General features: G+C 71.5%; 18 protein-coding genes. 3 read left to right on the top strand and 15 right to left on the bottom strand.

Features of this window, described 5'->3' with window-relative positions:
* Window positions 1–93: 93 nt before the first annotated feature.
* The 7 genes from ABZX79_RS29320 to ABZX79_RS29290 all read right to left on the bottom strand — a co-directional run bounded on the left by ABZX79_RS29320 (window position 94) and on the right by ABZX79_RS29290 (window position 10,203).
* Complete coding sequence (locus tag ABZX79_RS29320) at window positions 94–924, bottom strand: serine protease (RefSeq protein WP_355264126.1); 831 nt, start codon at window positions 922–924, stop codon at window positions 94–96.
* A 134-nt stretch (window positions 925–1,058) separates the two neighbouring features.
* Window positions 1,059–2,636 carry an RNA polymerase sigma factor gene (locus tag ABZX79_RS29315; protein WP_355264123.1) on the bottom strand — a complete coding sequence of 526 codons (1,578 nt, stop codon included), beginning with the start codon at window positions 2,634–2,636 and terminating at the stop codon, window positions 1,059–1,061.
* A gap of 364 nt (window positions 2,637–3,000) precedes the next feature.
* Complete coding sequence (locus tag ABZX79_RS29310) at window positions 3,001–3,888, bottom strand: FCD domain-containing protein (RefSeq protein WP_355264120.1); 888 nt, start codon at window positions 3,886–3,888, stop codon at window positions 3,001–3,003.
* 160 nt (window positions 3,889–4,048) lie between these two features.
* Complete coding sequence (locus tag ABZX79_RS29305) at window positions 4,049–5,794, bottom strand: ATP-binding cassette domain-containing protein (protein ID WP_355264118.1); 1,746 nt, start codon at window positions 5,792–5,794, stop codon at window positions 4,049–4,051.
* Window positions 5,795–5,901: 107 nt separating this feature from the next.
* Window positions 5,902–6,666 (bottom strand): NUDIX domain-containing protein, encoded by a 765-nt coding sequence (locus tag ABZX79_RS29300; RefSeq protein WP_355264180.1) that lies wholly within the window; start codon window positions 6,664–6,666, stop codon window positions 5,902–5,904.
* Window positions 6,667–6,765: 99 nt separating this feature from the next.
* Window positions 6,766–8,775: a glycogen debranching N-terminal domain-containing protein gene (locus tag ABZX79_RS29295; RefSeq protein ID WP_355264116.1), complete on the bottom strand. Its 2,010-nt coding sequence runs from the start codon at window positions 8,773–8,775 to the stop codon at window positions 6,766–6,768.
* A gap of 108 nt (window positions 8,776–8,883) precedes the next feature.
* Complete coding sequence (locus ABZX79_RS29290; RefSeq protein ID WP_355264113.1) at window positions 8,884–10,203, bottom strand: DUF4192 domain-containing protein; 1,320 nt, start codon at window positions 10,201–10,203, stop codon at window positions 8,884–8,886.
* A gap of 111 nt (window positions 10,204–10,314) precedes the next feature.
* Between ABZX79_RS29290 and ABZX79_RS29285 the strand changes: the two genes are divergently transcribed.
* Both ABZX79_RS29285 and ABZX79_RS29280 read left to right on the top strand, forming a co-directional pair.
* Entirely contained in the window at window positions 10,315–12,477 is a 2,163-nt protein-coding gene (locus ABZX79_RS29285; RefSeq protein ID WP_355264110.1) for a RecQ family ATP-dependent DNA helicase, read from the top strand.
* A 282-nt stretch (window positions 12,478–12,759) separates the two neighbouring features.
* Window positions 12,760–13,389, top strand: a complete 630-nt coding sequence (locus ABZX79_RS29280) for a hypothetical protein (protein ID WP_355264107.1) — start codon at window positions 12,760–12,762, stop codon at window positions 13,387–13,389.
* Window positions 13,390–13,449: 60 nt separating this feature from the next.
* Here ABZX79_RS29280 and ABZX79_RS29275 read toward each other — a convergent pair whose 3' ends face one another.
* The 3 genes from ABZX79_RS29275 to ABZX79_RS29265 all read right to left on the bottom strand — a co-directional run bounded on the left by ABZX79_RS29275 (window position 13,450) and on the right by ABZX79_RS29265 (window position 15,559).
* Window positions 13,450–14,097 carry a hypothetical protein gene (locus tag ABZX79_RS29275; protein WP_355264104.1) on the bottom strand — a complete coding sequence of 216 codons (648 nt, stop codon included), beginning with the start codon at window positions 14,095–14,097 and terminating at the stop codon, window positions 13,450–13,452.
* Between the two features lie 60 nt (window positions 14,098–14,157).
* A complete protein-coding gene (locus ABZX79_RS29270; protein WP_355264102.1) occupies window positions 14,158–14,868 on the bottom strand; it encodes a ribonuclease HII in 711 nt (236 codons plus the stop codon).
* Window positions 14,869–14,929: 61 nt separating this feature from the next.
* Complete coding sequence (locus ABZX79_RS29265) at window positions 14,930–15,559, bottom strand: TetR/AcrR family transcriptional regulator (RefSeq protein WP_355264099.1); 630 nt, start codon at window positions 15,557–15,559, stop codon at window positions 14,930–14,932.
* Between the two features lie 121 nt (window positions 15,560–15,680).
* Here ABZX79_RS29265 and ABZX79_RS29260 point away from each other — a divergent pair, with 121 nt between their 5' ends.
* Window positions 15,681–17,237: an MFS transporter gene (locus tag ABZX79_RS29260; RefSeq protein ID WP_355264096.1), complete on the top strand. Its 1,557-nt coding sequence runs from the start codon at window positions 15,681–15,683 to the stop codon at window positions 17,235–17,237.
* Between the two features lie 96 nt (window positions 17,238–17,333).
* Here ABZX79_RS29260 and ABZX79_RS29255 read toward each other — a convergent pair whose 3' ends face one another.
* From ABZX79_RS29255 to ABZX79_RS29235, 5 genes are all read right to left on the bottom strand, one after another.
* Window positions 17,334–19,025, bottom strand: a complete 1,692-nt coding sequence (locus tag ABZX79_RS29255; protein ID WP_355264093.1) for a DUF4173 domain-containing protein — start codon at window positions 19,023–19,025, stop codon at window positions 17,334–17,336.
* A gap of 275 nt (window positions 19,026–19,300) precedes the next feature.
* A complete protein-coding gene (locus ABZX79_RS29250; RefSeq protein WP_355264090.1) occupies window positions 19,301–20,215 on the bottom strand; it encodes an ADP-ribosylglycohydrolase family protein in 915 nt (304 codons plus the stop codon).
* A complete protein-coding gene (locus ABZX79_RS29245) occupies window positions 20,212–20,886 on the bottom strand; it encodes a histidine phosphatase family protein (RefSeq protein ID WP_355264087.1) in 675 nt (224 codons plus the stop codon). The genes ABZX79_RS29250 and ABZX79_RS29245 overlap by 4 nt, the downstream gene beginning before the upstream one ends.
* A gap of 120 nt (window positions 20,887–21,006) precedes the next feature.
* Window positions 21,007–21,612 carry a YdbC family protein gene (locus ABZX79_RS29240; protein WP_355264084.1) on the bottom strand — a complete coding sequence of 202 codons (606 nt, stop codon included), beginning with the start codon at window positions 21,610–21,612 and terminating at the stop codon, window positions 21,007–21,009.
* A gap of 69 nt (window positions 21,613–21,681) precedes the next feature.
* Window positions 21,682–22,503, bottom strand: a complete 822-nt coding sequence (locus tag ABZX79_RS29235; protein ID WP_355264081.1) for an arylamine N-acetyltransferase — start codon at window positions 22,501–22,503, stop codon at window positions 21,682–21,684.
* Window positions 22,504–22,649: the final 146 nt, after the last annotated feature.

Genomic DNA, 22,649 nt, shown 5'->3' with positions numbered 1-22,649 from the left:
ACGAGCCACCGGCCGGTTACTGAACCGGTTGACGGGCGGCCTCCCCCGGCTGGGTCGGGGAAGGCCGCCCGTTCTCGTACGCTGCAAGCGTAATCAGCTTCTTTCGGCCCACGTTTCAGGGGCTGCCGAGAGGCGTGCGTAAACGCCGGGGCTCTCCGCCTGACCGCAGCCGCTCCCCCAGGAGACGAGCCCGATCAGCCGGCCGTCGGCCACCAGCGGCCCGCCGCTGTCCCCCTGGCAGGCGTCGCGGCCCCCGTTCTCGTCCCCCGCGCACAGCATGGTGGCGGCGCTGTACGTTCCGTCGGCGTGCCCGGGGTAGGCCTTCTCGCAGGCACTGTCGGACAGCACCTTCACCGGCGCGGCCCGCAGCTCGTCCGCGTACGCCCCGCCACCCGTCGTATCGCCCCAGCCGTAGACGACCGCGGCCGTGCCCGCCTCGTACGCGGCGTGCCCCGGCCCCGCCGCCTTGATGGCGTGGTCCGCGGGAAGCGGGCTCGCCAGCGTGAGCAGCGCGAAGTCCCCCGCGTTCGTCCCGGGGTCGTACCCCGGATTGAGCAGGACGCCGCTCACCGCGACCTCCCGGCCACCCGACCCCTTCAGCTCGCTGCGGCCCGCGATGACCCCCAGATCGCGCACCTGCCCCAGAGGCACACCGAGCACCTCCTTGGTCACGCAGTGCGCCGCCGTCAGCACCCTGTCCGGCGCCACCTGCACTCCCCCGCAGAATTGCCCCGCCCGCGTACCCCCGAACCGGTCACGGCTGGAGAGGGCCACCACCCAGGGCGCCTGCGCGATCTCCACCGGCTTGCCCCCGATCACCACACCGTCCGGGATGGTGGTACCGCCCGAGGCCTGTGGCGCCGCAAGGGCCACGGCCGTCAGGGCCAGCGCCCCTGTCAGTGATCCGGCAAAAGAGCGACGCATACGGCCTCCTGGCTCGGTCCTGCGATGGCACCCCCAGCGTCGGCCGGACACCTGCGCGCCGCACCCGCGAAAAACCACCGGGCCCGGAGTCTCACGTACGAGACTCCGGGCCCGGCGGTGAAGGAACGTACGACCTAGTCGAGGTAGTCCCGCAGGACCTGCGAGCGCGACGGGTGGCGCAGCTTCGACATCGTCTTCGACTCGATCTGGCGGATGCGCTCACGCGTCACGCCGTAGACCTTGCCGATCTCGTCCAGCGTCTTCGGCTGGCCGTCGGTGAGACCGAATCGCATGGACACGACACCGGCCTCGCGCTCGGACAGGGTGTCGAGCACCGAGTGCAGCTGCTCCTGGAGGAGCGTGAAGGAGACCGCGTCGGCCGGGACGACCGCCTCGGAGTCCTCGATGAGGTCACCGAACTCGCTGTCGCCGTCCTCGCCGAGCGGGGTGTGCAGCGAGATGGGCTCGCGGCCGTACTTCTGGACCTCGATGACCTTCTCGGGGGTCATGTCGAGTTCCTTGGCCAGCTCCTCCGGGGTGGGCTCGCGGCCCAGGTCCTGGAGCATCTGGCGCTGGACGCGGGCCAGCTTGTTGATGACCTCGACCATGTGCACCGGGATGCGGATGGTGCGGGCCTGGTCGGCCATGGCGCGGGTGATCGCCTGCCGGATCCACCAGGTGGCGTACGTCGAGAACTTGTAGCCCTTGGTGTAGTCGAACTTCTCGACCGCGCGGATCAGACCGAGGTTCCCCTCCTGGATGAGGTCCAGGAAGAGCATGCCGCGGCCGGTGTAGCGCTTGGCCAGCGAGACCACCAGGCGGAGGTTGGCCTCCAGCAGGTGGTTCTTGGCACGGCGGCCGTCCTCGGCGATGATCTCCAGTTCGCGCTTGAGCTTCGGCGCCAGCTTGTCGCTGTTGGCCAGCTTGTCCTCGGCGAACAGGCCCGCCTCGATGCGCTTGGCGAGCTCCACCTCCTGCTCGGCGTTGAGGAGGGGAACCTTGCCGATCTGCTTGAGGTAGTCCTTGACGGGGTCGGCGGTGGCGCCGGCGACAGCGACCTGCTGCGCGGGAGCGTCGTCCTCGTCGTCGTCGGAGAGAACGAAGCCCTTGGCCTCCCCGCCCTCCTCCTCTTCGTCGGCGCCCGGCTTGGCCGAGGTCTCCTCGGCGGAGTCCTCGCCGTCGCCGGCCTCGTCCGCATCCTTCTTGGCGGAGGTCTTCTTGGCTGCCGTCTTCTTGGCGGAGGTCTTCTTCGCCGCGGTCTTCTTCGCGGCCGTCTTCTTGGCCGCGGCCTTCTTCACCGGCTCGGGGTCCACGGTCGCCGCGACGTCGTCGTCGGCCAGGGCGGCCACGGAGTCCGATGCCGGAGCGGCGGTGGCCGCGACCGTCCTGGCGGGGGCCGGCCGGTCCGCGTCGGCCGCGACGGCCTTGGTGGCGGTGCGCTTGGCCGGGCTCTTCGCTGCGACGCTCTTGCGGGGGCGCTTGGGCGACTCCGCGGCAGTGACCATCAGCGTCACACCCTCTTCCTCGAGGATCTGGTTGAGGCTGCGCAGAACGTTCTTCCACTGGGCCGCCGGAATCTGGTCGGCCAAGAATGCCTGGCGTACGTCATCGCCCGCGATCTGCCCATCAGCCTTTCCCCGCTCGATAAGCGCCATCACAGACTCGGACTCGGCGATCTCCGGCGGGAGCGTACGGGATGTGCTGGCCGACACGAACAACCTCTCGGAACGATGGAAACGGCTTCCGGCCTCGCCCTGAGTGGGCCACGACCGACGACATCGGGTGGGGATGAACCGACGGCGCAGGTTGAACCTCGGACTGGTTACAGCGCCACGTTCGGCGGCTGTATTCCCTCTTCGGCTGTCACCTCTTAGGTCATCGCACAGTCCCGCTGAGTGTTACGCCCAATCTGCGTGGCCCGAGTCACACCCCGTACGAAATGAGGAGGAACAGAAGGGACATCGGCTCCTCATCAGCTCACAATCGTGTCGCCGGACCCCATGGGATCCGGCGACACGAGGTTCGTTCGTCAGCGCAGCCGGGCCGCAAGGCGCACACCCTGGCCGTGGTCCGCGGTCAGTGCTCGCGCGGCGCCGGCACCACACGCTCCACTTCCGGGTGAACCGTGAGCAGTTGGCGCATGGCGCTCTCGGCGGCCATGGCGTCCCCCGCGGCGAGCGCGTCGACCGTGCGGGAGTGGTGCACGAGCGCGGCCTCGGTGGGGCGGTCACAGCCGGTGAGAGAGCCGCCGGACACCTGGAGGGCGGCGGAGACGATGCCGGAGAGGTGCTCGAGCATGCGGTTGCCCGCGAGCTGGATGAGCAGCGAGTGGAACTCGGCGTCGGCGCGGGAGTACGTCAGGGAGTCGCCCTGAGTGAGGGCGTGGCCCATGATCTCGACCATGTCGCCGAGCCGCTGCTGGAGGTCCTCGCGCCCGTGACCGGCCGCGAGGCGGGCGGCGAGCGGCTCGATCATCCACCGCAGTTCGCCCAGTTCGCGACGCTGGTCGTCGCGCTGCGGGCCGAAGGCCCGCCATTCGATGATGTCGGGGTCGAGCAGATTCCAGTCACTGACGGGGCGGACCCGCGTGCCGACGTTGGGGCGGGCGCTGACCAGGCCCTTGGCCTCGAGTACGCGCAGCGATTCGCGTACGACGGTACGGGAGACCTCGAAGCGCTGGCCGATCTCCTCGGGAACGAGCGGACGGTCGGCGCCGAGGTCGCCGGAGACGATCATCTGGCCGAGCTGCTGGACGAGTTGGCCGTGCAGCCCGCGGCCCCGGCTGCCCGCAGAGCGGCGGCCCATCCGGCCCAGGTCCGCGTCGGCCCCGTCCCAGGAGGGCACGCCGACGCGATCGGCGCCCGGCGCCTCTGCGTAGGGGTAGCGGTCGAGCTCGCCCGGCCCGGCGAGGCCGGAATCGGCGGGGCGGGCGGCGGTCATCATGGTGTGCGCAAGGGTACTCACGGATCCTTTGTCGGCGTGACTCCCGTGCCCCTTGAGGTCTTTGGTGAAAAGCACACGAAAGGGTGATCGGCGCCCGCCCTGCAATTGACGACTTATCGGAAAGAAACGGGCGTTCTCAGGGGAGTTGTGAGCGGCTGAAGGCCTTCACCGCACGAGCCGGTCACCAAAAGGTCCTGCGGCGAAGGCCAGTGAACAGATACGCACAGAGCAGGGCACACAGCGACAACGCCAGCGCCGCACCGACCGGTTGGGCCGCGACCCTCATCGCGGCCACGAGCCACGGATCGATCTCGTACGGCCATTGCAGCCACGCCACCTCGCGCAGCCTGCCCGGGAGTCCGGCCACCGAGCGTGCGGACGGGCCCACGACCATCCGCTGCGCGACCGGCGCCACCAGGACCGGTACGGCGAGTACCGCGGCCACACCGGCGGCCGTGGCGCGGAAGACCCCGGCGCCCAGCAGCCCGGCCCAGGCGCAGCCCACGGTCAGGCCCGACCAACTGACCGCCATGGAGAGCCATTTGTCCGGGACGCTCGTCAAGTCTTCGCCGTACACGAGCCTCAGGGCCTGGGCGTCGGCCACCGCTACGAGGAAGCCCAGCAGCAGCGCGGCGGCCGCGGAGACGATCAGTTTGGCGAGAAGCAGTCCGACGCGGCGGGGGACCGTGCCGCGGGCGGCCGCGAGGGCGGGGTACCGGAACTCCTCGCCGAAGGCGATCGCTCCGAGCAGTCCGGCGCCGAACGCGGCGGGCGGCAGGGGCAGGATGTCCGGCCAGGCGGCGAGCAGGGCCGGCAGGGGGGTGCTGACGGTGCGGGCCAGCAGTACGGAAATGGTCACGGAGGCGGCCAGGACGGCGGCGGCGATGAGGAGCGTCGTACGCGTACCGAGGAGGCGGTGCAGTTCGTAGCGCAGGGGGCGGAGCGGGCTGCGGGACGGGCGGCGGGGCAGCGACGGCAGGGACACCAGGGGGTCTGTCGGCGCTTTGACGGGCGCCTCGGCGGCAGCGGGCGGCTGTTCCTGCGCGGGACCCGGCCCCGTGTCACCGGTCTCGTCGGCGAGCCGGTGGACCGGGATTCCGTGCCGGAAGGCGGTCTCGCCGATCTGCGCGCAGTCGCTGCCGTAGACGGAGAGACGGGTGCCGCCCTCGGTGACGACCTCGACGGAACGGCGGGCGGCGCGGGCCTCCCGGGTGACCAGGGCGCCGAGCCGGGCGGCGTGCGGTGTCCTGACGGCGACGCGGGGGCGGAGCCTGGTTCTGGCGAACTCGGCGGCGTCCTGGTCCGCGACGAGGCGGCCGCCCTCGATGGTGACGACCCGGTCGGCCGTACGGGCGGCTTCCTTGGCGTCGTCGGTGGTGTAGAGCACAGTGCCGCCCTGGGCGGCGTGGCCGCGCAGCAGCCCGTACAGCCAGCAGTTCTCGCGCGGCGACAGGCCCTTGGCCGGCTCGTCCAGGAGGAGCGTGTGCGGGTCTCCCAACAGGGCGGAGGCTAGGCCGAGTCGGCGGTCCATGCCGAGGGAGAGCATGCTGAGGCGCTCGTCGGCGAGGGCGGCCAGGCCGACGAGGTCGAGCATGTCGTTCGCGCGGGCGGCCGGCACGCCGACGGCGGCGCAGAGCATGCGGAGCTGGCCGCGGGCGGTACGCGCGGGGTGGCCCGGGACGTCTCCGAGGAGCGCCCCGACCTCGCGGGCGGGGTGGGCGATCCGGTACAGGGGGCGGCCGCGGAAGTAGGTGACGCCGCGGCCGGGCGCGAGGTCGAGCATCAGCCTGAGCGCCGTGGTCTTGCCGGATCCGGTGGCACCGAGGAGGGCCGTGACCTGACCGGGCCGGGCCTCGAAGGTGAGGTCGTCGACGGCGGGCGGGAGGTCTCGGCGGGGGGCGCTGGTGAGTCCGATGGCCTGGAGCATCGCTTCTCTCGCGTGAGGGGAGACCGCTCGGCGGCAGGGCGGTACCGCAGCAAGATAACGCGACATATCCGACTTTTTGCGCAACGCAGGGTCTACGGATACAGGTGTCAGACCTCGGGGCGCAGCATGGGCGGATTGAGCAGCGTCGCCCCGCCGGCCCGGAACAACTGCGCGGGCCTGCCGCCCTGCCGGGTCGTGGTCCCGCCCGAGGGGACGAGGAAACCTGGAGTCCCCGTGACCTTGCGGTGGAAGTTGCGGGGGTCGAGCGCGACTCCCCAGACGGCTTCGTACACCCGGCGCAGCTCCCCGACAGTGAACTCCGGGGGGCAGAACGCGGTGGCGAGGGACGAGTATTCAATCTTGGAGCGGGCGCGCTCCACGCCGTCCGCGAGGATCCGCGCATGGTCGAAGGCCAGCGGGGCCGGATTCTCGTCCTCGCGGGCGTAGCCACCCTCCTGGGTGAGCAGGGCCTCCACCGGCGCCCACCGCGCGCTGTGCGCGTCGCCGCCGGCCCGCGGGGCGGGAAGGTCCGGCGCGAGCACCAGATAGGCCACACTCACCACCCGCATACGAGGATCGCGTTTTGGATCTCCGTACGTGGCGAGCTGTTCGAGGTGCGCCCCGTTCCCGATCGAGGGGGTGCCGGGCTCGTGCGCGCACAGCCCGGTTTCCTCGGCGAGTTCGCGAGCCGCCGCCGCACCGAGATCCTCCTCGGCCCGCACAAAGCCGCCCGGCAGCGCCCACCGGCCCTGGTAAGGCTGCTCGCCACGACGTACGACCAGTGCGCAGAGCGCGTGACGGCGCACGGTGAGCACGACCAGATCCACGGTGACGGCGAAGGGAGGAAAGGCCGATGGGTCGTAGGGCGACATGCCGCGATCATAGTCGTCTGCCTGACGATAAACAGTCTTCTCGCCGCGGAAGCCGCCGTCCGCGGCGACCTCTTCGCGCCACTCGTCGACATCCATGACTCAGACCCCCAACTGGAGTGCGCCGGCGGCTTCCTCGATCATGCCGAGGCCGAGCCTGCTGATGCGTACGGAGAAGGGTTCCCCCGCCACGCGCAGTCCGGAGAACTGCACGGCGCCGAGCGGCGCGCTGCGCACGGGGAACAGCGCGACCGTGCCCGCGGGGACGTCCGGGCGGATGCCCGCCAGCGTGGTGAGCAGGTGAATCCCGGCAGCGGCGGCCACCGCCGCGGGCCGGCAGGCGGCCGGATGCGGCACGGGACGACTGTCCGCGGTGCGCTGTTCGCCGGCGTACATCTCCGGCAGCCGGTTGCCGAACGCTCCCGCCGCGTCGAGGACGCCGCGCAGCAGAGCGGTCGCCTCCCGCTCGTACCCGGCCGCCGCGAGTCCCGCGACGGCGACGGCCGTTTCGTGCACGCGCACCGCGCCGCCGCGGTGGCCGAAGGGATTGTGGCCGCTCTCCTTGGCGCCGAGGCTGCGCAGCCCCCAGCCCGAGTCCATCGCGGGACCGCCCAGCAGCCTCGCCACCTGCTCGGTCTGCACCTTGTCGAGCAGGCCCGGCGCCTGCCGTCCAGCGCCCAGCAGACCGGTGTCCAGGAGGTGCGCGGCGGCGCCGGTGAGGTGCGGGACGAGCCGTCCCCCGGCGGTGCTTGCCGCCGCCGGCCGCCCGCCCGCGAGGTCGTCGATCCAAAAGCCCTCCCGGAACGTACGGCGCAGCAGGCCCGCCCATTCGCGCCATCCTTCGGCGCCAGGCCTGCCGCACTCGGCCAGCAGATCCGCGCCGAGCACCGCCGCGCGGTGGGCGTGGGCCTGGGTTTCGCTGCGCCGGGGACCATCGGGTCCCCGTTCCCGCAGACCACCGTCGTCGTCCGCGGATCTGCGCAGCCAGAGCAGACAGCGTTCCGCCACGGGCAGCAGCTCCTCCACGTCCTGCTCCGCCAGCCCCCATCGCCGCGCCTCCGCCAGAACCACGGGGAAGGCCAGCGTCGCCTCCACGCCCGTACAACTGGGCGGCAGATGCGGTCCCGCGTCCCTGAGCGGGCCCGGGAGCCGCCCCTGGTCGGGCCCCCGGCCCGTCAGCTGCGTACGGGCGACAGCGCGCAGCGTGGACACGGCGAGCCGGGTGCCGAGCGGCAGCGTCATCCGCGCGGCCCACAACGCCTCGGCGGGCGCGAGTCCGCAGCGCCAGGGCACCCCCGCGGCCAGATACACGTCCGCCGGGTTGCGGGGATCGCGCATCAGCAGGGCCCGCAGATCGTCGAGGCTGGCCCGCAGCAGCTCCCCCACCCGCGGATCGTCTCCTTCCGCCATCGCCTCGCAGAGCGGCCCCGTCCCGGCCTTCGCGAGTGGCCGGGCACCACGGTCCGTACGGATCCGCAGCTCGATGGTGCGCGAGCCTCCGGGCAGCAGCTCGAACTCCCAGCGCAGCAGACCGGCGGAGGCGATCGCGTCCTGGGGAGGCGGATCGGCGGTCACCACGGACTGGGCTCCCCCCGCCGACCAGCGCATGCCCGAGGCGTGGACGCTGGCGGGCAGCTCGGGCCCCTGGCGGCCCGCCGAGACGGCGCCGAGGTCCGCGAGATCGGTGCCGAGTCCGATCTCCACACGGAGCCGAAGGGGGCGGCGCGCCGAGCTGCGCAGGATGATCCGTTCCGTGCCCTCGGCGTGCCGCAGCCGCTCCACGGCGATCTCGGGGTCCGGGCCGGCACCGGCCGGAGTACGCACCACACCCAGGAACCGGGCGCGGCCGGCCGAGAGCAGCCTGCCCTGGACGGCGACCGGTTCGCGCCCCGCGACCCGCAAGTGGCAGCGGGAGAGCAACCGTCGCCCCGACTGGTAGAAGCCCTCCAGGCCATGCCCCGTGAGCTGCCCGTGCTCCGCGCAGATCGCGAGCCCCGGCAGGTCCGCGCAGATCAGCAGGGCATGTACCGAGGGCAGCTCACCGGGCGGCCGGGGGCCTCCGCCGGGAGGACGTCCCGCGGCGGCGGCGGGGGACGGGGCGGTGAGGGTCATGCGGTGCCTCCTCTGCGCTCGTGACAGCCGCACCGGTCGGGGCGGCGCGGGGCGTTCGCGCTACCGCCACCCGTGTGAACGTCCGAATCGGCACCCGGGTCACGGCTGTCATCGCCCGCTCCTCCCCCGCTGACCGTCGCGTCGGCGGGTGCGACCTCGCGCGGCGGCCGCAGCGGGCCGCACCTTGGCGCTCGGGGTGCCCTGCTTACCGGGTTTACCGGCTGCCTGCGGCCGTACCGAGCGCGTGGCGGCCCGGGTGCGTACGGCACGTGGGTGGGGCCGCTTGCGCTCCGCGCGCTCCTGGCGCTCCTGGCGCAGACAGCGCCGCAGCGATTCGGGATCGATGCCTTCGTTGCACGCCTGGTGCAGGAGCTGCGCGAAGGTGTACTCGGGGTCGGACCGCAGGGCGCGGCTGAGCGCGACCCTCGCCCCCGGCTCGTCCCCGGTCGACCAGGCGACCCATCCCGCGAGCGTGAGTGGGGCGGCGGCATGGGTTTCGTACGCTCCGGCGCACCGACGGGCGAGCGCCCGCCACAGCCGCAGTGCGGGCGCGGCGTCCGGGCCTTCCATCCACTCCGCGGCCCGGTCCCTGGTCTCCCGGTCCTGAAGTCCGAGGATGACGGCGGCGGCCTCGTCGTGGGCGATGAGCGCGTCGTCCCCAGCATCCGCGTTGGGCCAGCTTGCCGAACCCGGCCTGTTGTCACCGAGGCGCTTCATCAGCCGGCGCGCGAGAGCGAGCGTCTCCGCTCCGACCTGCTCACGCTCGGCGCCCGCGAGGATCCGGGGCACCAGCGCGAGACCCGCCGCGTCCAGTGCCCGTACCTGCTCCTGGTCGGCCGGCCGCTGCGCGGGCGGCGCCAGCCTGGCCTCCATCTCCCGCAGGGAGCCGCGCACTTGGATACCGGCGTAGGCGGCGGCCGCGGCCATCACCGAGGTGCCGGGCAGAGCCAGTGCGTTGCCCTCGGGTGGGCAGCAGCGCTCGTCGGGGCAGCAGTACGACCAGTACCTCCCGTCGGAAATGCACAGCGCTTCGAACACGGGAACGTCGAGTGCGCCGCACGCGGTGCGCAGGCGTTGCGCGAAGGGTCGCAGCCGCTCCATCACCTGCCTGCCCGACTCTCCTTCGGCCGGGTCCTGGCAGAGGAAGACGACGATGCCTTCCGGGCGGCCTGCGCGGCGCTCGCTGCCGGTCACCAGGCAGTCGGCGAGCTGGTCGGAGACGAACGGCCATTCCCTCGGCGAGCGCGGGATACCGAGCCTGAGCCGCCCTCCGAACCGGCCGCGGCGGCCGTGCAGCGCGACCATCACCACGCTGTCGGTCGGATGGAAGCCCATGAGGTACGGGAGCGCGTCGGCGAGTTCGGCGGGGCCGCGCAGGGTGATCTGGTCGCCGGCGGAGGGGCCTGTGGGTTCGTGGTGCTTGTTCATGGCTCGACGGTCCCGCAGACACCGCCGACTCCGCCAACCCTGTGGATAACTTTGTCCACAGGCTGGAGGCCGCATTCGCACAATGTCCGAGTCATCAGGTTGCATGGGGGCATGACCAACGCAGACCTCAGGTCCTCAGCCGATTCCGTACTCGCCCGCCTCGTCGGCGACACCACGGGCACCGCCCGGCTGCGCGAGGACCAATGGCTGGCGATCGAGGCTCTCGTCGCCGACAAGCGCAGGGCGCTGGTCGTACAGCGGACCGGCTGGGGCAAGTCAGCGGTGTACTTCGTGGCCACCGCGCTGCTGCGCGAGCGCGGCGCCGGGCCCACCGTGATCGTCTCACCGCTCCTCGCACTCATGCGCAACCAGGTCGAAGCCGCGGCCCGCGCCGGCATCCACGCCCGGACGATCAACTCGTCCAATACCGAGGAGTGGGACACGGTCCAGGCCGAGGTCGCCGAGGGCAAGGTGGATGTGCTGCTGGTCAGCCCCGAGCGGCTGAACAATCCCGATTTCCGCGACGAGGTGCTGCCCAAACTGTCCGCCGCCACCGGCCTGCTGGTGGTGGACGAGGCCCACTGCATCTCGGACTGGGGGCACGATTTCCGGCCCGACTACCGGCGGCTGCGCACGATGCTCGCCGACCTGCCGCCCGACGTGCCGGTTCTCGCCACCACGGCCACGGCCAACGCGCGGGTCACCGCCGATGTCGCGGAGCAGTTGGGCACCGGCGGTGGCTCCGACGCCCTGGTGCTGCGGGGGCCGCTCAACCGGGACAGTCTCAGCCTCAGTGTGCTGCGCCTGCCCGACGCCGCGCACCGGCTGGCCTGGCTCGCGGACCACCTCAAGGAGCTCCCCGGCTCCGGAATCATCTACACCCTGACCGTGGCCGCCGCCGAGGAGATCACCGCCTTCCTCCGCCAGCGCGGGCACACCGTCGCCTCGTACACCGGGAAGACGGAGAACGCCGACCGCCAGCAGGCCGAAGAGGATCTGCTCGCCAACCGGGTCAAGGCTCTGGTCGCCACCTCCGCACTCGGCATGGGCTTCGACAAACCGGACCTGGGCTTCGTCGTCCACCTCGGCTCGCCCTCCTCCCCGATCGCCTACTACCAGCAGGTGGGCCGCGCGGGCCGCGCCGTGGACCACGCGGAGGTCCTGCTGCTTCCGGGCAAGGAGGACGAAGCGATCTGGCAGTACTTCGCCTCGGTCGCGTTCCCGCCCGAAGAGCTGGTCCGGCGCACCCTGGATGTGCTCGCCCGCGCGCAGAAGCCGCTGTCACTGCCCGCACTGGAGCCGCTGGTGGAGCTGCGCCGATCCCGCCTGGAGATGATGCTCAAGGTCCTCGACGTGGACGGCGCGGTCCGGCGGGTGAAGGGCGGCTGGACCGCCACGGGCCGGCCGTGGACGTACGACGCCGAACGGTACGCCTGGGTGGCCCGGCAGCGAGCGGCCGAGCAGCAGGCCATGCGTGACTACGCCACGACGACCGGTTGCCGGATGGAGTTCCTGCAACGCCAGCTGGACGACGAAGGCGCGGCGCCCTGCGGCCGCTGCGACAACTGCGCGCAGCCACGGTTCACCGCCGACCTGTCCCCGGAGGCGCTGGATACGGCGCGCGGCGAACTGGGCCGCGCGGGCGTCGAAGTGGAACCGCGCCGGATGTGGCCCACCGGACTCACCGCGGTCGGCATAGACCGCAAGGGCCGTATCCCCGCCGGCGAACAGGCGCTGCCCGGACGGGCGTTGGGGCGGCTGTCGGACATCGGCTGGGGCAACCGGCTGCGCCCGATGCTGTCGCCGAGTGCTGCCGACGGGCCGGTGCCGGAGGCGGTGGCCCAGGCAGTGGTGGGCGTGCTGGCCGACTGGGCGAAGGGCCCGGGCGGTTGGGCGTCGGGCGATCCGGACGCCCCCGCACGCCCCGTCGGGGTGGTCACGCTCGCCTCGCGCACCAGGCCGGAGCTGATCCACACCCTCGGCGCCAGGATCGCCGAAATCGGCCGGATGCCGATGCTCGGCTCGCTCCAGTACACGGCGGCGGCCCAGGTCACGCCCCCGCAGCGCAGTAACAGCGCACAGCGGCTGCGCGCACTGGAGGGCGCCTTCACTGTGCCGCCTCAGCTGGCTTCGGCGCTGGCCGGCGCCGATGGTCCGGTGCTCCTGGTGGACGACTTCATGGAGACCGGCTGGACCTTGGCGGTGGCAGCGCGGCTGCTGCGCCAGGCCGGTGCCCCGGCGGTGCTTCCGCTTGTGCTCGCGGTGCAGGGCTGACGTCCGGACCGCAGGGGAAGAGGTGTTTGCGCTGGTCCTCGCCGTTCAGACGTGACGGGAGCGTGAAGGGAAGCATCGCAGGCTGCCGGACTGGGCAGGGATATCCACGTCATACCAGCAGAATTCAGTCGGCCAGGCCAATTGCTCGTTGCCGCACACCCCACGGGGCAGCGAGAATTGGACCGCTCCCCGCACGGCCCGCCTGCGGACCGGAAGGGCTGTGCCGCGGTGCGCCCCAACCGACCCTGCCCGCATTGTGGGCGCGTATGCGAAGGGAGGACCGTGACCTTCGGATTCGCTCCGTCCGCCGGCTCGTTGAACCCCACGTCCACCGACCCCGCCAGCCGTCTGGGGCGCACGCTCGAACCGTCCGAGTGGGCAGCCGCCGGTATACCGCTGCTGCGCAATCCGCGTGAAGTCGTCAGCGGACTGCACGCGCGGCATCATCCGGAGCCCGCCACGGCAGTCGTCGCCGTCCTCGACACCGAGGAACGGCTCACCGCCAGCGCCTCGTTCCCCCGGCGATCCGTCCCGGCCGACGGCTGGGAGTTCCGCAACGCCCTGCTCGCGCACCTGCGCCGCGTCATCCCGCACGACCTGCGCCGCCGCACGCCCGTACGGACCGCCGTGCTGCTCTACTGCCGCGACGGCGACGAGCGCTGGACGGAGGAGGACGGGGCGTGGATGTGGGGCCTGCGGGACGCCTGCACGTTGCACGGGCTGCGCTGCGGCGCGTACATCACGCTCACGCACGGCGGCTGGCAGGTGCTGGGTGAGGGCCGTGGCGGCCGTCGCCCGAGCACCGGGTCACGCCCTTTCGGCCTGGCGGAAGCCGAGGCCGGGGCCGAGCCGCCCCCGCCGCGCACGGGTGGCGGGGCGGCGGACGCGCTGCGGCGGGCAGCTGCCCGCTGAAGCGGTCCGCCGGCCTGCGCGTCCCTCACGTACCGAGCGGGGCATACGAAGGCGTACGGCTCAGACGCCCGCGCCGAGCACGGCGTTGACCCGCTGCGGTTCTCCGCACACGATCAGCAGTGCGCCCGCACGTGCCGTGGCGAACGCCAGCGCACGGTTGAGCGCGTCGTCCCCCTCGGCACCCTCGCCGGCTTCGCCGTTGACCGCGACGACGACCACGGGCCGGGCGGCAGCCCGCTCCGCGACGGCGGCGGCCGCGTAGAAGACGTCGTCACGGGCATCGTGCTGGGCCCAGTAGGCGGCTTCACCGAAGGACAGCTCGTGAGCGGCCCAGGGGTGCTGCTCACCGGTGGTGAGCACCAGGATGTCGCCCGGCGCGCGACCCGAGTCGAGCAGTACGTCGACCGCCTCGTCGGCGGCGTCGAGCGCGCCGCCCGTCGGAGCGGGGATCAGCTGGGTCTGCGGCGGCGCGGAACGATTCTCCTGCCGCGGGGACGGGGACCGGCCACCGGGCGTGTGCGACCGCTGCGCCGCGGGCGCCGGCCTGACCGGGGCGGGGCCGGGTACGGGACGTCCGGGACGCGGCGTGGCCGCGGTGCGCGGACCGGGTACGGGACGGGGGGTCGACGCGGGACGGCCGGTGGCCGGAGTGACGCGGGGACCCTGGGCGCTCTCGTGAATCTGAGGCTCCTCGGGGGAGAGAGGCATGAGTGGATTTCTATCAAATCCCACCGCTGAACGCAGCAGTGGGTGGGTACATGCGTGCGATCAGAAATCGAAGCCGAGTTGGCCCCCGTTTTCCAGAGCTGCGGCCTCCGCCGAGATCCGGGTCTTCTTGAGGTGCGACCACTGGGGCAGCGCGTCGAGATAGATCCACGAAAGCCGGTGGTACGGGGAGGGCCCCCGCTCCGCCAGCGCCGCCTTGTGAACGGGCGAGGGATAGCCCGCGTTGGCCGAGAAAGCGTACGCGGCCAACTCCTCGGACTCCTTCTCCAGTTCGGCCATCATCGCGTCCCGCCGCACCTTGGCGATCACCGACGCGGCCGCGACCGCGATGCAGGACTGGTCGCCCTTGATCACGGTACGGACCTTCCACGGCAGCCCGAGATAGTCGTGCTTCCCGTCGAGGATCACCGCATCCGGCCGCACCGGCAGCGCCTCCAGGGCGCGTACGGCGGCGAGCCGCAGCGCGGCGGTCATCCCGAGCTCGTCGATCTCCTCGTGCGAGGAGTGTCCGAGGGCGTACGAGGTGACCCACCCCTCCAGGACAGCGGCCAGCTCGGTCCGGCGCTTCGGACTGATCAGTTTGGAGTCGGTGAGCCCGTCGGGCGGACGGCGCAGACCGGTGACGGCCGCGCACACGGTGACAGGTCCGGCCCAAGCTCCGCGCCCGACTTCGTCGACACCAGCGATGATCTTGGCACCGGTGGTGGCGCGCAGCGAGCGCTCGACGGTGTGGGTGGGTGGTTCGTACGGCATGGCGCCTGCCAGGTTACGCCGCCGCGGGCCGCCGGCGACACCCCGGGCCCACCCCCTGCGTTCAGCCGGCCACCGGACGCAGCAGCGGCACCATGATCCGGTCGATCATTTCGGCGAGCTCCTCGTCCGTCCATTCACTTCCGCACACCTTGGAGCGGTACATCATCAGGCCCGGGATCACGTCGAAGACCAGCTCGCTGGTGGCGTCGGGACGGACATCCCCCCGCTCCATTCCCCGGCGTACGACCTCACGGAAGAGCCGGGTCGAGGGCTCGATCACCTGCTGCACAATCACTCCGTGGAACCGTTCGGCCGCCCCACTGTCGCATTCGTAAAGCACCGAGCGAAGCGCGAAGCCGGGCTTGGAATACATCGCCGCGCGCACCTGTCGGCAGAGCTCATAAAGATCCTCGCGGATGCCGCCCCGGTCCGGCGCCTCGTCGAGATCCGGCAGCCCGGCCCGCAGGGCGTCCGCGACGAGGTCCTCCTTGGACGGCCAGCGTCGGTATACGGCGGCTTTCCCGGTCTGCGCGCCGGCCGCGACGCCCTCCATGGTGAGCGCGTTCCAGCCGACCGTACTCAACTGCTCCAGCGCGGATTCGAGAATCGCCCGCTCCAGCACGAGCCCGCGGCGGCGCAGTGAGACCGGCCGAAACTGACCGGCAGCGGCGGTCAAGCGCGAAGTAGCCATCTTTTTCTCTCCGTTGGGGACAAGGGCTCTAGTGAACGCTTGCGTTCACTGAGGGGGAATCCCTACCGTTGACATGACAGTGAACGCACCCGTTCACTAACTCACCTGTGGGGGAACCATAGTGACTACCTCTCAGTTAGCTGCACCGAACAAGCCGGGCACAGCCCGTCGGCAGGGGCGTCCGGGAATCGCCCTCACCGTCATCGCGGCTCTTCAGCTCATGGTGGTCCTCGACACCACGATTGTGAATATCGCGCTCCCGCACATCCAGACCGCTCTCTCCTTCAGCACGACCGACCTGTCATGGGTGGTCAACGCCTACACCCTCACCTTCGGCGGCCTGTTGCTGCTCGGCGGACGGGCGGGCGACATTCTCGGCCGCAGGCGGGTTTTCGTCTTCGGCGTCCTGCTCTTCACCTTCGCCTCGCTGCTCTGCGGCATCACGCAGGAGCCCTGGCAGATTCTCGCCGCGCGGGCCCTCCAGGGCGTGGGCGGCGCCATAGCCTCGCCCACCGCGCTCGCGCTGATCACCACGACGTTCCCTGAGGGTCCCGAGCGCAACCGGGCCTTCGGCATCTTCGCCGCCGTCTCCGCCAGTGGCGCGGCGATCGGTCTGCTGGCGGGCGGCATGCTCACCGAGTGGCTCGACTGGCGCTGGGTGTTCTACGTCAACCTCCCCATCGGCATCCTGATAGCCGTCCTGTCCCCGGTGTTCATCAATGAGTCGGAGCGGCATCCGGGCCGCTTCGACCTGACCGGCGCGCTCACCTCGACCGTCGGCATGGCGTCTTTGGTGTACGGATTCATCCGCGCCGCCGACGACGGATGGCGGGACAGCCTGACTCTCGGCTCGTTCGGCGTGGCGGTCGTCCTGTTGATCGCGTTCGTACTCAACGAACGTCGGGCACCGGATCCGATCACGCCGCTGCGGATGTTCGCCGACCGCAACCGGTCCGGTACGTACGCGATCATGATGAGCCTCTCCGCGGCGATGTTCGGCATGTTCTTCTTCATCGTCCTCTTCGTGCAGAACGTGCTGGGTTACAGCCCCATCTCCGCCGGTCTGGCGTTCCTGCCGGTGACCGTGATGATCGTGGTCGCGGCAGGCCTCTCCTCGAAGCTGCTCCCGGTGCTCGGTCCGAAGCCGTTCCTGGTGGCGGGCGCGGTCCTCAGCGGATCGGGCATGGCCTGGCTGACCGCGATCGATCCGGCCAGTTCCTATCTGGGCGGCGTGCTCGGCCCGATGCTGCTCTTCGGCTTCGGCATGGGTCTGGTCTTCGTCACGGCGACACTCACGGCGGTGTCCGGTGTGGCGCAGCACGAGTCGGGGGCGGCCTCCAGTCTGCTCAACGCCACACAGATGGTGGGAGGTTCCCTGGGACTGTCCATTCTCATGACCGTTTTCGGCACCGCCAGCCGCGACGAGGCCGCGCGGCAGCTGCCGTCGTTCCTCAAGGAGGCGACGCCGGCGCAGCAGGAAGCTTTCGCCAAGTCGCACGAACTCCCGGCCCCCTGGGGCCACCACGTCCTCGCCGAAGGCATTTCGACGGCGTTCTGGGCGGGTGTCGGCCTGGTCGCACTCGCCGTCGTCATCGCGCTGTTCGTCATCCGGGTACGCAAGAGCGACCTGGAGGCACTGAGCGGTGCGGCGGGCGCAGCGGGCCCCGGGGCGGCCTGAGGAGGCCTGAGGCAGACACCGCCGGTGCGAGCCGAAACCAGCCAGGGGCGGAGCCGTAGTCCGGCTCCGCCCCTGGCCGTGGCCTCGAACGGCCGGTCAGTACTCGTCGTAGAGCCCACGACCGTCGCCGTACGTGCCGAGCTTCCGGCACTCGGTCTCGTCGATGTCCAGGGGGCGCTCTTCCAGGATCTCGCGCGCCCTCGCCATGCCGAGACTCGTCGCGTACCAGGGCTCGTTCCGGTCATCCAGCCGTTCCGCGATACCCACCAGCGCGCACGAACGCTGCGGTTCCGGCAGCGTGTCCAATGCCGGTACGGCGTCCGCGGACAGGTCCTGGAAGTAGTGCACGTCGAGCTTCTCGGTGGTGCGGTAGCGCGCCACGTTCTGCTCAGCGACCAGCCCGTCCGGCGAGATCAGGCCGAAGGCCAGCACCGCCGCCGCCGCGCTCACCGCGACCGCGCGCGGCAGCCAGCGGGCTCCCAGGACCCCGGCCGCCATGATCAGTACGATCACCAGGCCCAGCCAGAGCTCGACCGCCGCCACCGAGACGCGCAGCCGCGTCAGGCCGTACGCGTCGACGTACAGGTCCATGCGGCGCAGCGCGGACGCGACGACGACGAGCGCGAGGACGCACAGGGTGCCGAGCACCGAGCGGACCAGGGCGCGGTCGCGCTCTGCGCCGCGCGGGGCCCAGCGCAGGGCGAGGGCGATCACCAGGAGGACCAGCAGGGTGGCCCAGAGCAGCTGCCAGAAGCCCTGCCGCGCGTACTGGGCGTACGTCAGTCCGGTCTCGCTGAGCACCTTGTCGTAACCGCCGAACAGGACGGCGAGCTGGACCGCGATGAAGGCGGCGAAGAGGAGATTGAGCACGACCAGCGGAAGTGCCCATTCCGCGCGGCCGCGGGCCCGCCCCGGACGTATCTCCAGGCGGTCCCAGCGCATCGGCGCGGCGGCGGTACGAGCGGCGGCGAGGGCGCCCAGCAGGCCGAGCGCGAAGAGGAATGTCCGCCAGGGGCCGTCGGCGACGGAGACCTCGGGCGTGAGGCCGCCGAGCAGATCGGCGAAGGCGGCGTCCGCGGAGGCGAAGAGCGCGCCGAAGACGATCAGCAGTACGAGGGCGACAAGGGTCGTACGCACCACGGGCGCCCATCGGCCCCGGGACACCTCCGCCCGCTCCCGCAGACCGCGCCAGGCCCAGGCCGTACCGGAGCCGATGGAACCGAAGATGCCCAGGGAGCCGACGAAGACGCCTGCCCACGTGCGGTTGCCGTGCAGGGCGAGCGAGCCGAGCGCCAGCGCGGAGATGCCGGCGAGGAACGTCGGCCAGCCCGCGTCGCGCAGCGCCGGAACGGCCAGCAGCGCCAGGCCGCCGACTGCCCAGACGAGCGTCCAGGGGCGCAGGCGGCGGCCTGCCGCCTGAGCGGCGAAGTACGCGGCGAGCGCGGCCGGGACCGCTACCACCAGCAGGTTCAGGCCCAGCCCCTCGCCGAGCAGCAGGGCGCTCAGGAGGGCGGTGGCCAGGGCCGCCACGAACGTGGCGGGACGGATCTTGGCCGGCGGTTCGGGCCGTACGTCGGTCAGCCACTTCGGCGGGCCGGCCGGTGGGCGTGGTACGGCCGGTGGCGGCGGCCAGGGCTGGTGGCGCTGTGGCTGCGTCGCCCTGCTGTGCTGCTCCCGGTACGACAGCGACGCCGGGGACTCCCGCTGGCTGCTGTTTCCGGTGCCCGCTGCTGTGGGCGATGTGGATGACGCGGACGGCGTGGCTGGTGTGGACGGCGTATCGGACACGGGACCCCCTCCCGACCGGGCAGGTGGACGGCAGGGTGCCGTGGCCGGAGCCCGGTGTCTCGTCGGCGCGCGCCCGACATGATCAACAGGGCGGCGTGGCCCGTCAGACTAGCCCTGGCGGACACGCCCGGCGCCGCCGGAACCGGGCTGTGGCAGGACCGTGACAGTCGCGGAACCACCGAGTCCGGCGTTCGGCCGACGCAGCCAGTGCGGCCGGCACCGGACAGCGGCCGGCACCCGATCAGCGCCGGCACCGGGCAGCAGTCGGCGTCAGATCACCTGAGCGTCACCTGAGTGGGAGTCCATCCAGGCAGCTCTTCCGTCCGCTCCAGCCAGGCCGCCGGCGGCGCACCGGCCTCCCCGGCCGCGACGACTCCACCGAAGATGGCGCAGGTCGTGTCGACGTCGCCGCCCACCTGCGCGGTCACCCAGAAGCCCTGCTCGAAATCGCCGAGTGCCCGCGCGGCCGACCAGAGGGCGAACGGCACAGTGTCGTGCGCACTCGTACGCCGTCCACAGCCCAGCACCGCGGCCACTGTCCCGGCGTCGCCGTAGTCCAGCATGTCGCGGGCGCGGCGGAGCCCGGCACCCACGGCGCTGCGCGGCACCAGCGCGATCACGCCGTCCAGCAGCGCGGTCGGCGTCGGCGGCCCCGCCGGATCGGCGGCGAGCGCGGCGGCGGCCGCGACGGCCATGGCGCCGACCACGGCCTCACGGTGCTGATGCGTGACGTACGCCGAGATCTCGGCCTGGTGGGTGGCCTGCTCGGGGTCGTCCGCGTACCAGGCGCCGAGCGGCGCGATGCGCATCGCCGCGCCGTTGCCCCACGAACCCTGGCCGTTGAAGAGCGCGGCGGCGAGCTCGCGCCAGTCGCCGCCCTCCCTGATCAGCCGGAGCATCCGGTTGACGGCGGGGCCGTAGCCGCGGTCGAAGTCGTGGTGCACGGAGAAGGAACGGGCGAGCGCGTCCTGGTCGATACGGCCGTGCTCGGCGAGCACTGCCAGGACCGAGCAGGCCATCTCGGTGTCGTCGGTCCACTGCCAGGGAGCGGGCGGCAGCTCGCGCCTTTTGAGCAGCGGATAGTTCACGGGTACAAAGAACTGGGAGCCCAGGGCGTCTCCCAGGGACAGCCCACGCAGGCTGGCCAGGGCGCGTTCGAAGCGCCGGACGGTGGAGGAGTCAGCGGTCATCGCTCCGCCACTCTATCCGGACAGCCGTACGGCCCGGGAGTCCGTCGGCGTTCGAACGGCTGGTCAAGGGTGTAGCGCCCGTCTTTACCCAGCAGCAGCGACCGCGTTTCGCCGTTGCCCGGATTGCAGAGCGACTCGAAATCCGCCACCGTCCAGTGAAACCAGCGCATGCAGAACAGCCGCATGGTCAGACCGTGAGTGACGAGCAGTACGTTCGGCGGGTGGTCGGGCGCCTCGAAACTCCGGTACAGGCTCTCCAGGAAGGCCCCGACCCGGTCGTACACATCGGCCCCGGACTCGCCCTGGGCGAAGCGGTAGAAGAAGTGCCCGTACGCGTCCCGGTACGCCTTCTGCAGCCGTACGTCGTCCCTGTCCTGCCAGTTTCCCCAGTCCTGCTCGCGCAGCCGCGGCTCCTCCCGCACCCGCACCCGCTGCGGATCGAGCCGGAACGCCTCGAAGGTCTCGTGCGTGCGACGGTACGGCGAGACGTAGGCGCTGACCCGCTCGTCGCCGAAGAGCTCGCGCAGCCGCGTGCCGGTCTCGCGGGCCTGCCGCAGACCGGTTTCGGTGAGCCTGAGCGCGTGGTCGGGCTCACGTTCGTACACCGAGTCGTCGACGTTGCCCTCCGACTCGCCGTGCCGAACGAGGACGATGCGCCGCGGTCGTGCCATGCCGAAACCCTAGAACGTGAGATCGGATGCGGCTCAGCCGGGCAGCCGCCCAGCCTCCCTCCAGCGTATCCGGCCGGTGAAACGAGCGCGCGTACGAGCTGATCACCGCGTACGGCGTGATCACACCGTCCAGGACGGGTCCAGCTGAACGACCGCGCCCGCCAGTTCCGCCACATCCGCGTCGGTCTGCGCGCGCAGCGACAGACGCTCCACCCGCTCGGCGCGGTACTTGCCGTGCTCGGCGGCGGAATGCCACATCGACAGCACCAGGAACTCATTGCCCGGCGCCTCACCGAACACCCCGCGCAGCATCCCCGGCGACCCGGCCATCGCCGGATTCCAGACCTTCTCCTGCATCAGCGAGAAATGCTCGACCCGGCCCTCATGCACCTTGCAGTGCGCGACACGCACCACATCGGCGTCGGTGAACCGCGGTTCGAAGCCCGTCTTGACGTCGAACCGGTAGTCGAAGAGCCCGATTTGGATGTTCTTGTACGTTCCCGACTGGGCGGCCGCGAGCCGGTCGTGCGAGCGCGCCATGAACGAGTCGTAGAAGGCGCGGCTCTCCCAGAAGGAGAAGATGTGCGCCACCCCCGGCCGCTCGCGGCTCCAGCCGCCGCCCTGCCCCCGGAAGCCCGGTTCCCCCAGCAGCCCCGCCCACTTCCGCTGCCCCCGCTCGAAACCCCGACGGTCGATCACTGTGCAGCGAATCCACTTGACCAGCACCGCGCCATCGTACGGCCAGGAACGTGCACCCGGTTACGCTCGGGCGCACTTCACCCCGAACGATGCGGCTCAGAGCGATTCCCCTGTCAGGGCGCCCAGTTGCGCCACATCGTCAACGCCCGGCTCAATGCCGAACAGCTCCGCCAGCACGCGCCCGAGATCCTCCGCCGGGACTCGCCGCCGGCTGGTCGAGCCGTCTGTGCGCACAGTCGTCAGCTCGTCCCGTACGAGCGCGTGCCGCTCCCCCGGTCCGGTGCGCTGCGCGACGACCTGTCCGACGAACTTCGACAGCGGATGAGACGAGCTGTAGTGGTTCATGACAGTGAAGTCGGACGGAAAGAGTGTTTGCGGCGCGAAAGCGTAGAGGTCCACCCAGCCTTCCGGCCGGAGTGACCGCAGTACGTGCACTCCCTCGTCCTCGACGCGTATCCCGAACGTCCAGCCGCCCTGCTCGACGACAGCGCCGTCACGCAGCGGCACCGGTTCCAGGGGGCCCTGATGCCCGAATCCCGTGTCCGCCAGCCACTGTTCGCCGTCTACTTCCACGACCAGCATGGCGTGCGTCACCGGAGGCAGCGCCGCGCCTCGCGTGCGGTTCCTGGCCCCGCGCCCCGCCACCCGAAAGCCCAGGCGTTCCAGCACCGCGGCGAACAGCGAGTTCTGTTCGTAGCAATAGCCCCCGCGCGGCGGCCCGGCCAGCTTCGCCTGGACGCTCTTGGGATCCAGCCGCACCGGCCGGCCGAGCGCGACGTCCAGATTCTCGAACGGAATCGCCGCCACGTGCGCCCGGTGCAGCGCCCGCAGCGTGCCGGCGGTCGGCGACACATCCCCCTCGTACCCAATGCGTGCCAAGTACGCGTCCAGATCGACCGCTTCGCCGCTCCACGTCATGATGCCGCGCTCCCGCCCCGTCAGGAATTCAGCGGCCCCTGTGGCCCCTGCCCCTCACAATGATCAGCGTGACCGCGCCGGACATCAATCGCCTTTCACCGGCGAGCACGGGGAACAGGGGGAACAGCGAACAGGGGGAACAGGGG

Source organism: Streptomyces sp. NPDC002994 (assembly GCF_040611155.1).
Taxonomy (GTDB): Bacteria; Actinomycetota; Actinomycetes; order Streptomycetales; family Streptomycetaceae; genus Streptomyces.
Note: the sequence above shows the minus strand (reverse complement) of the source record. Positions and strands in the feature narration are given on the sequence as shown.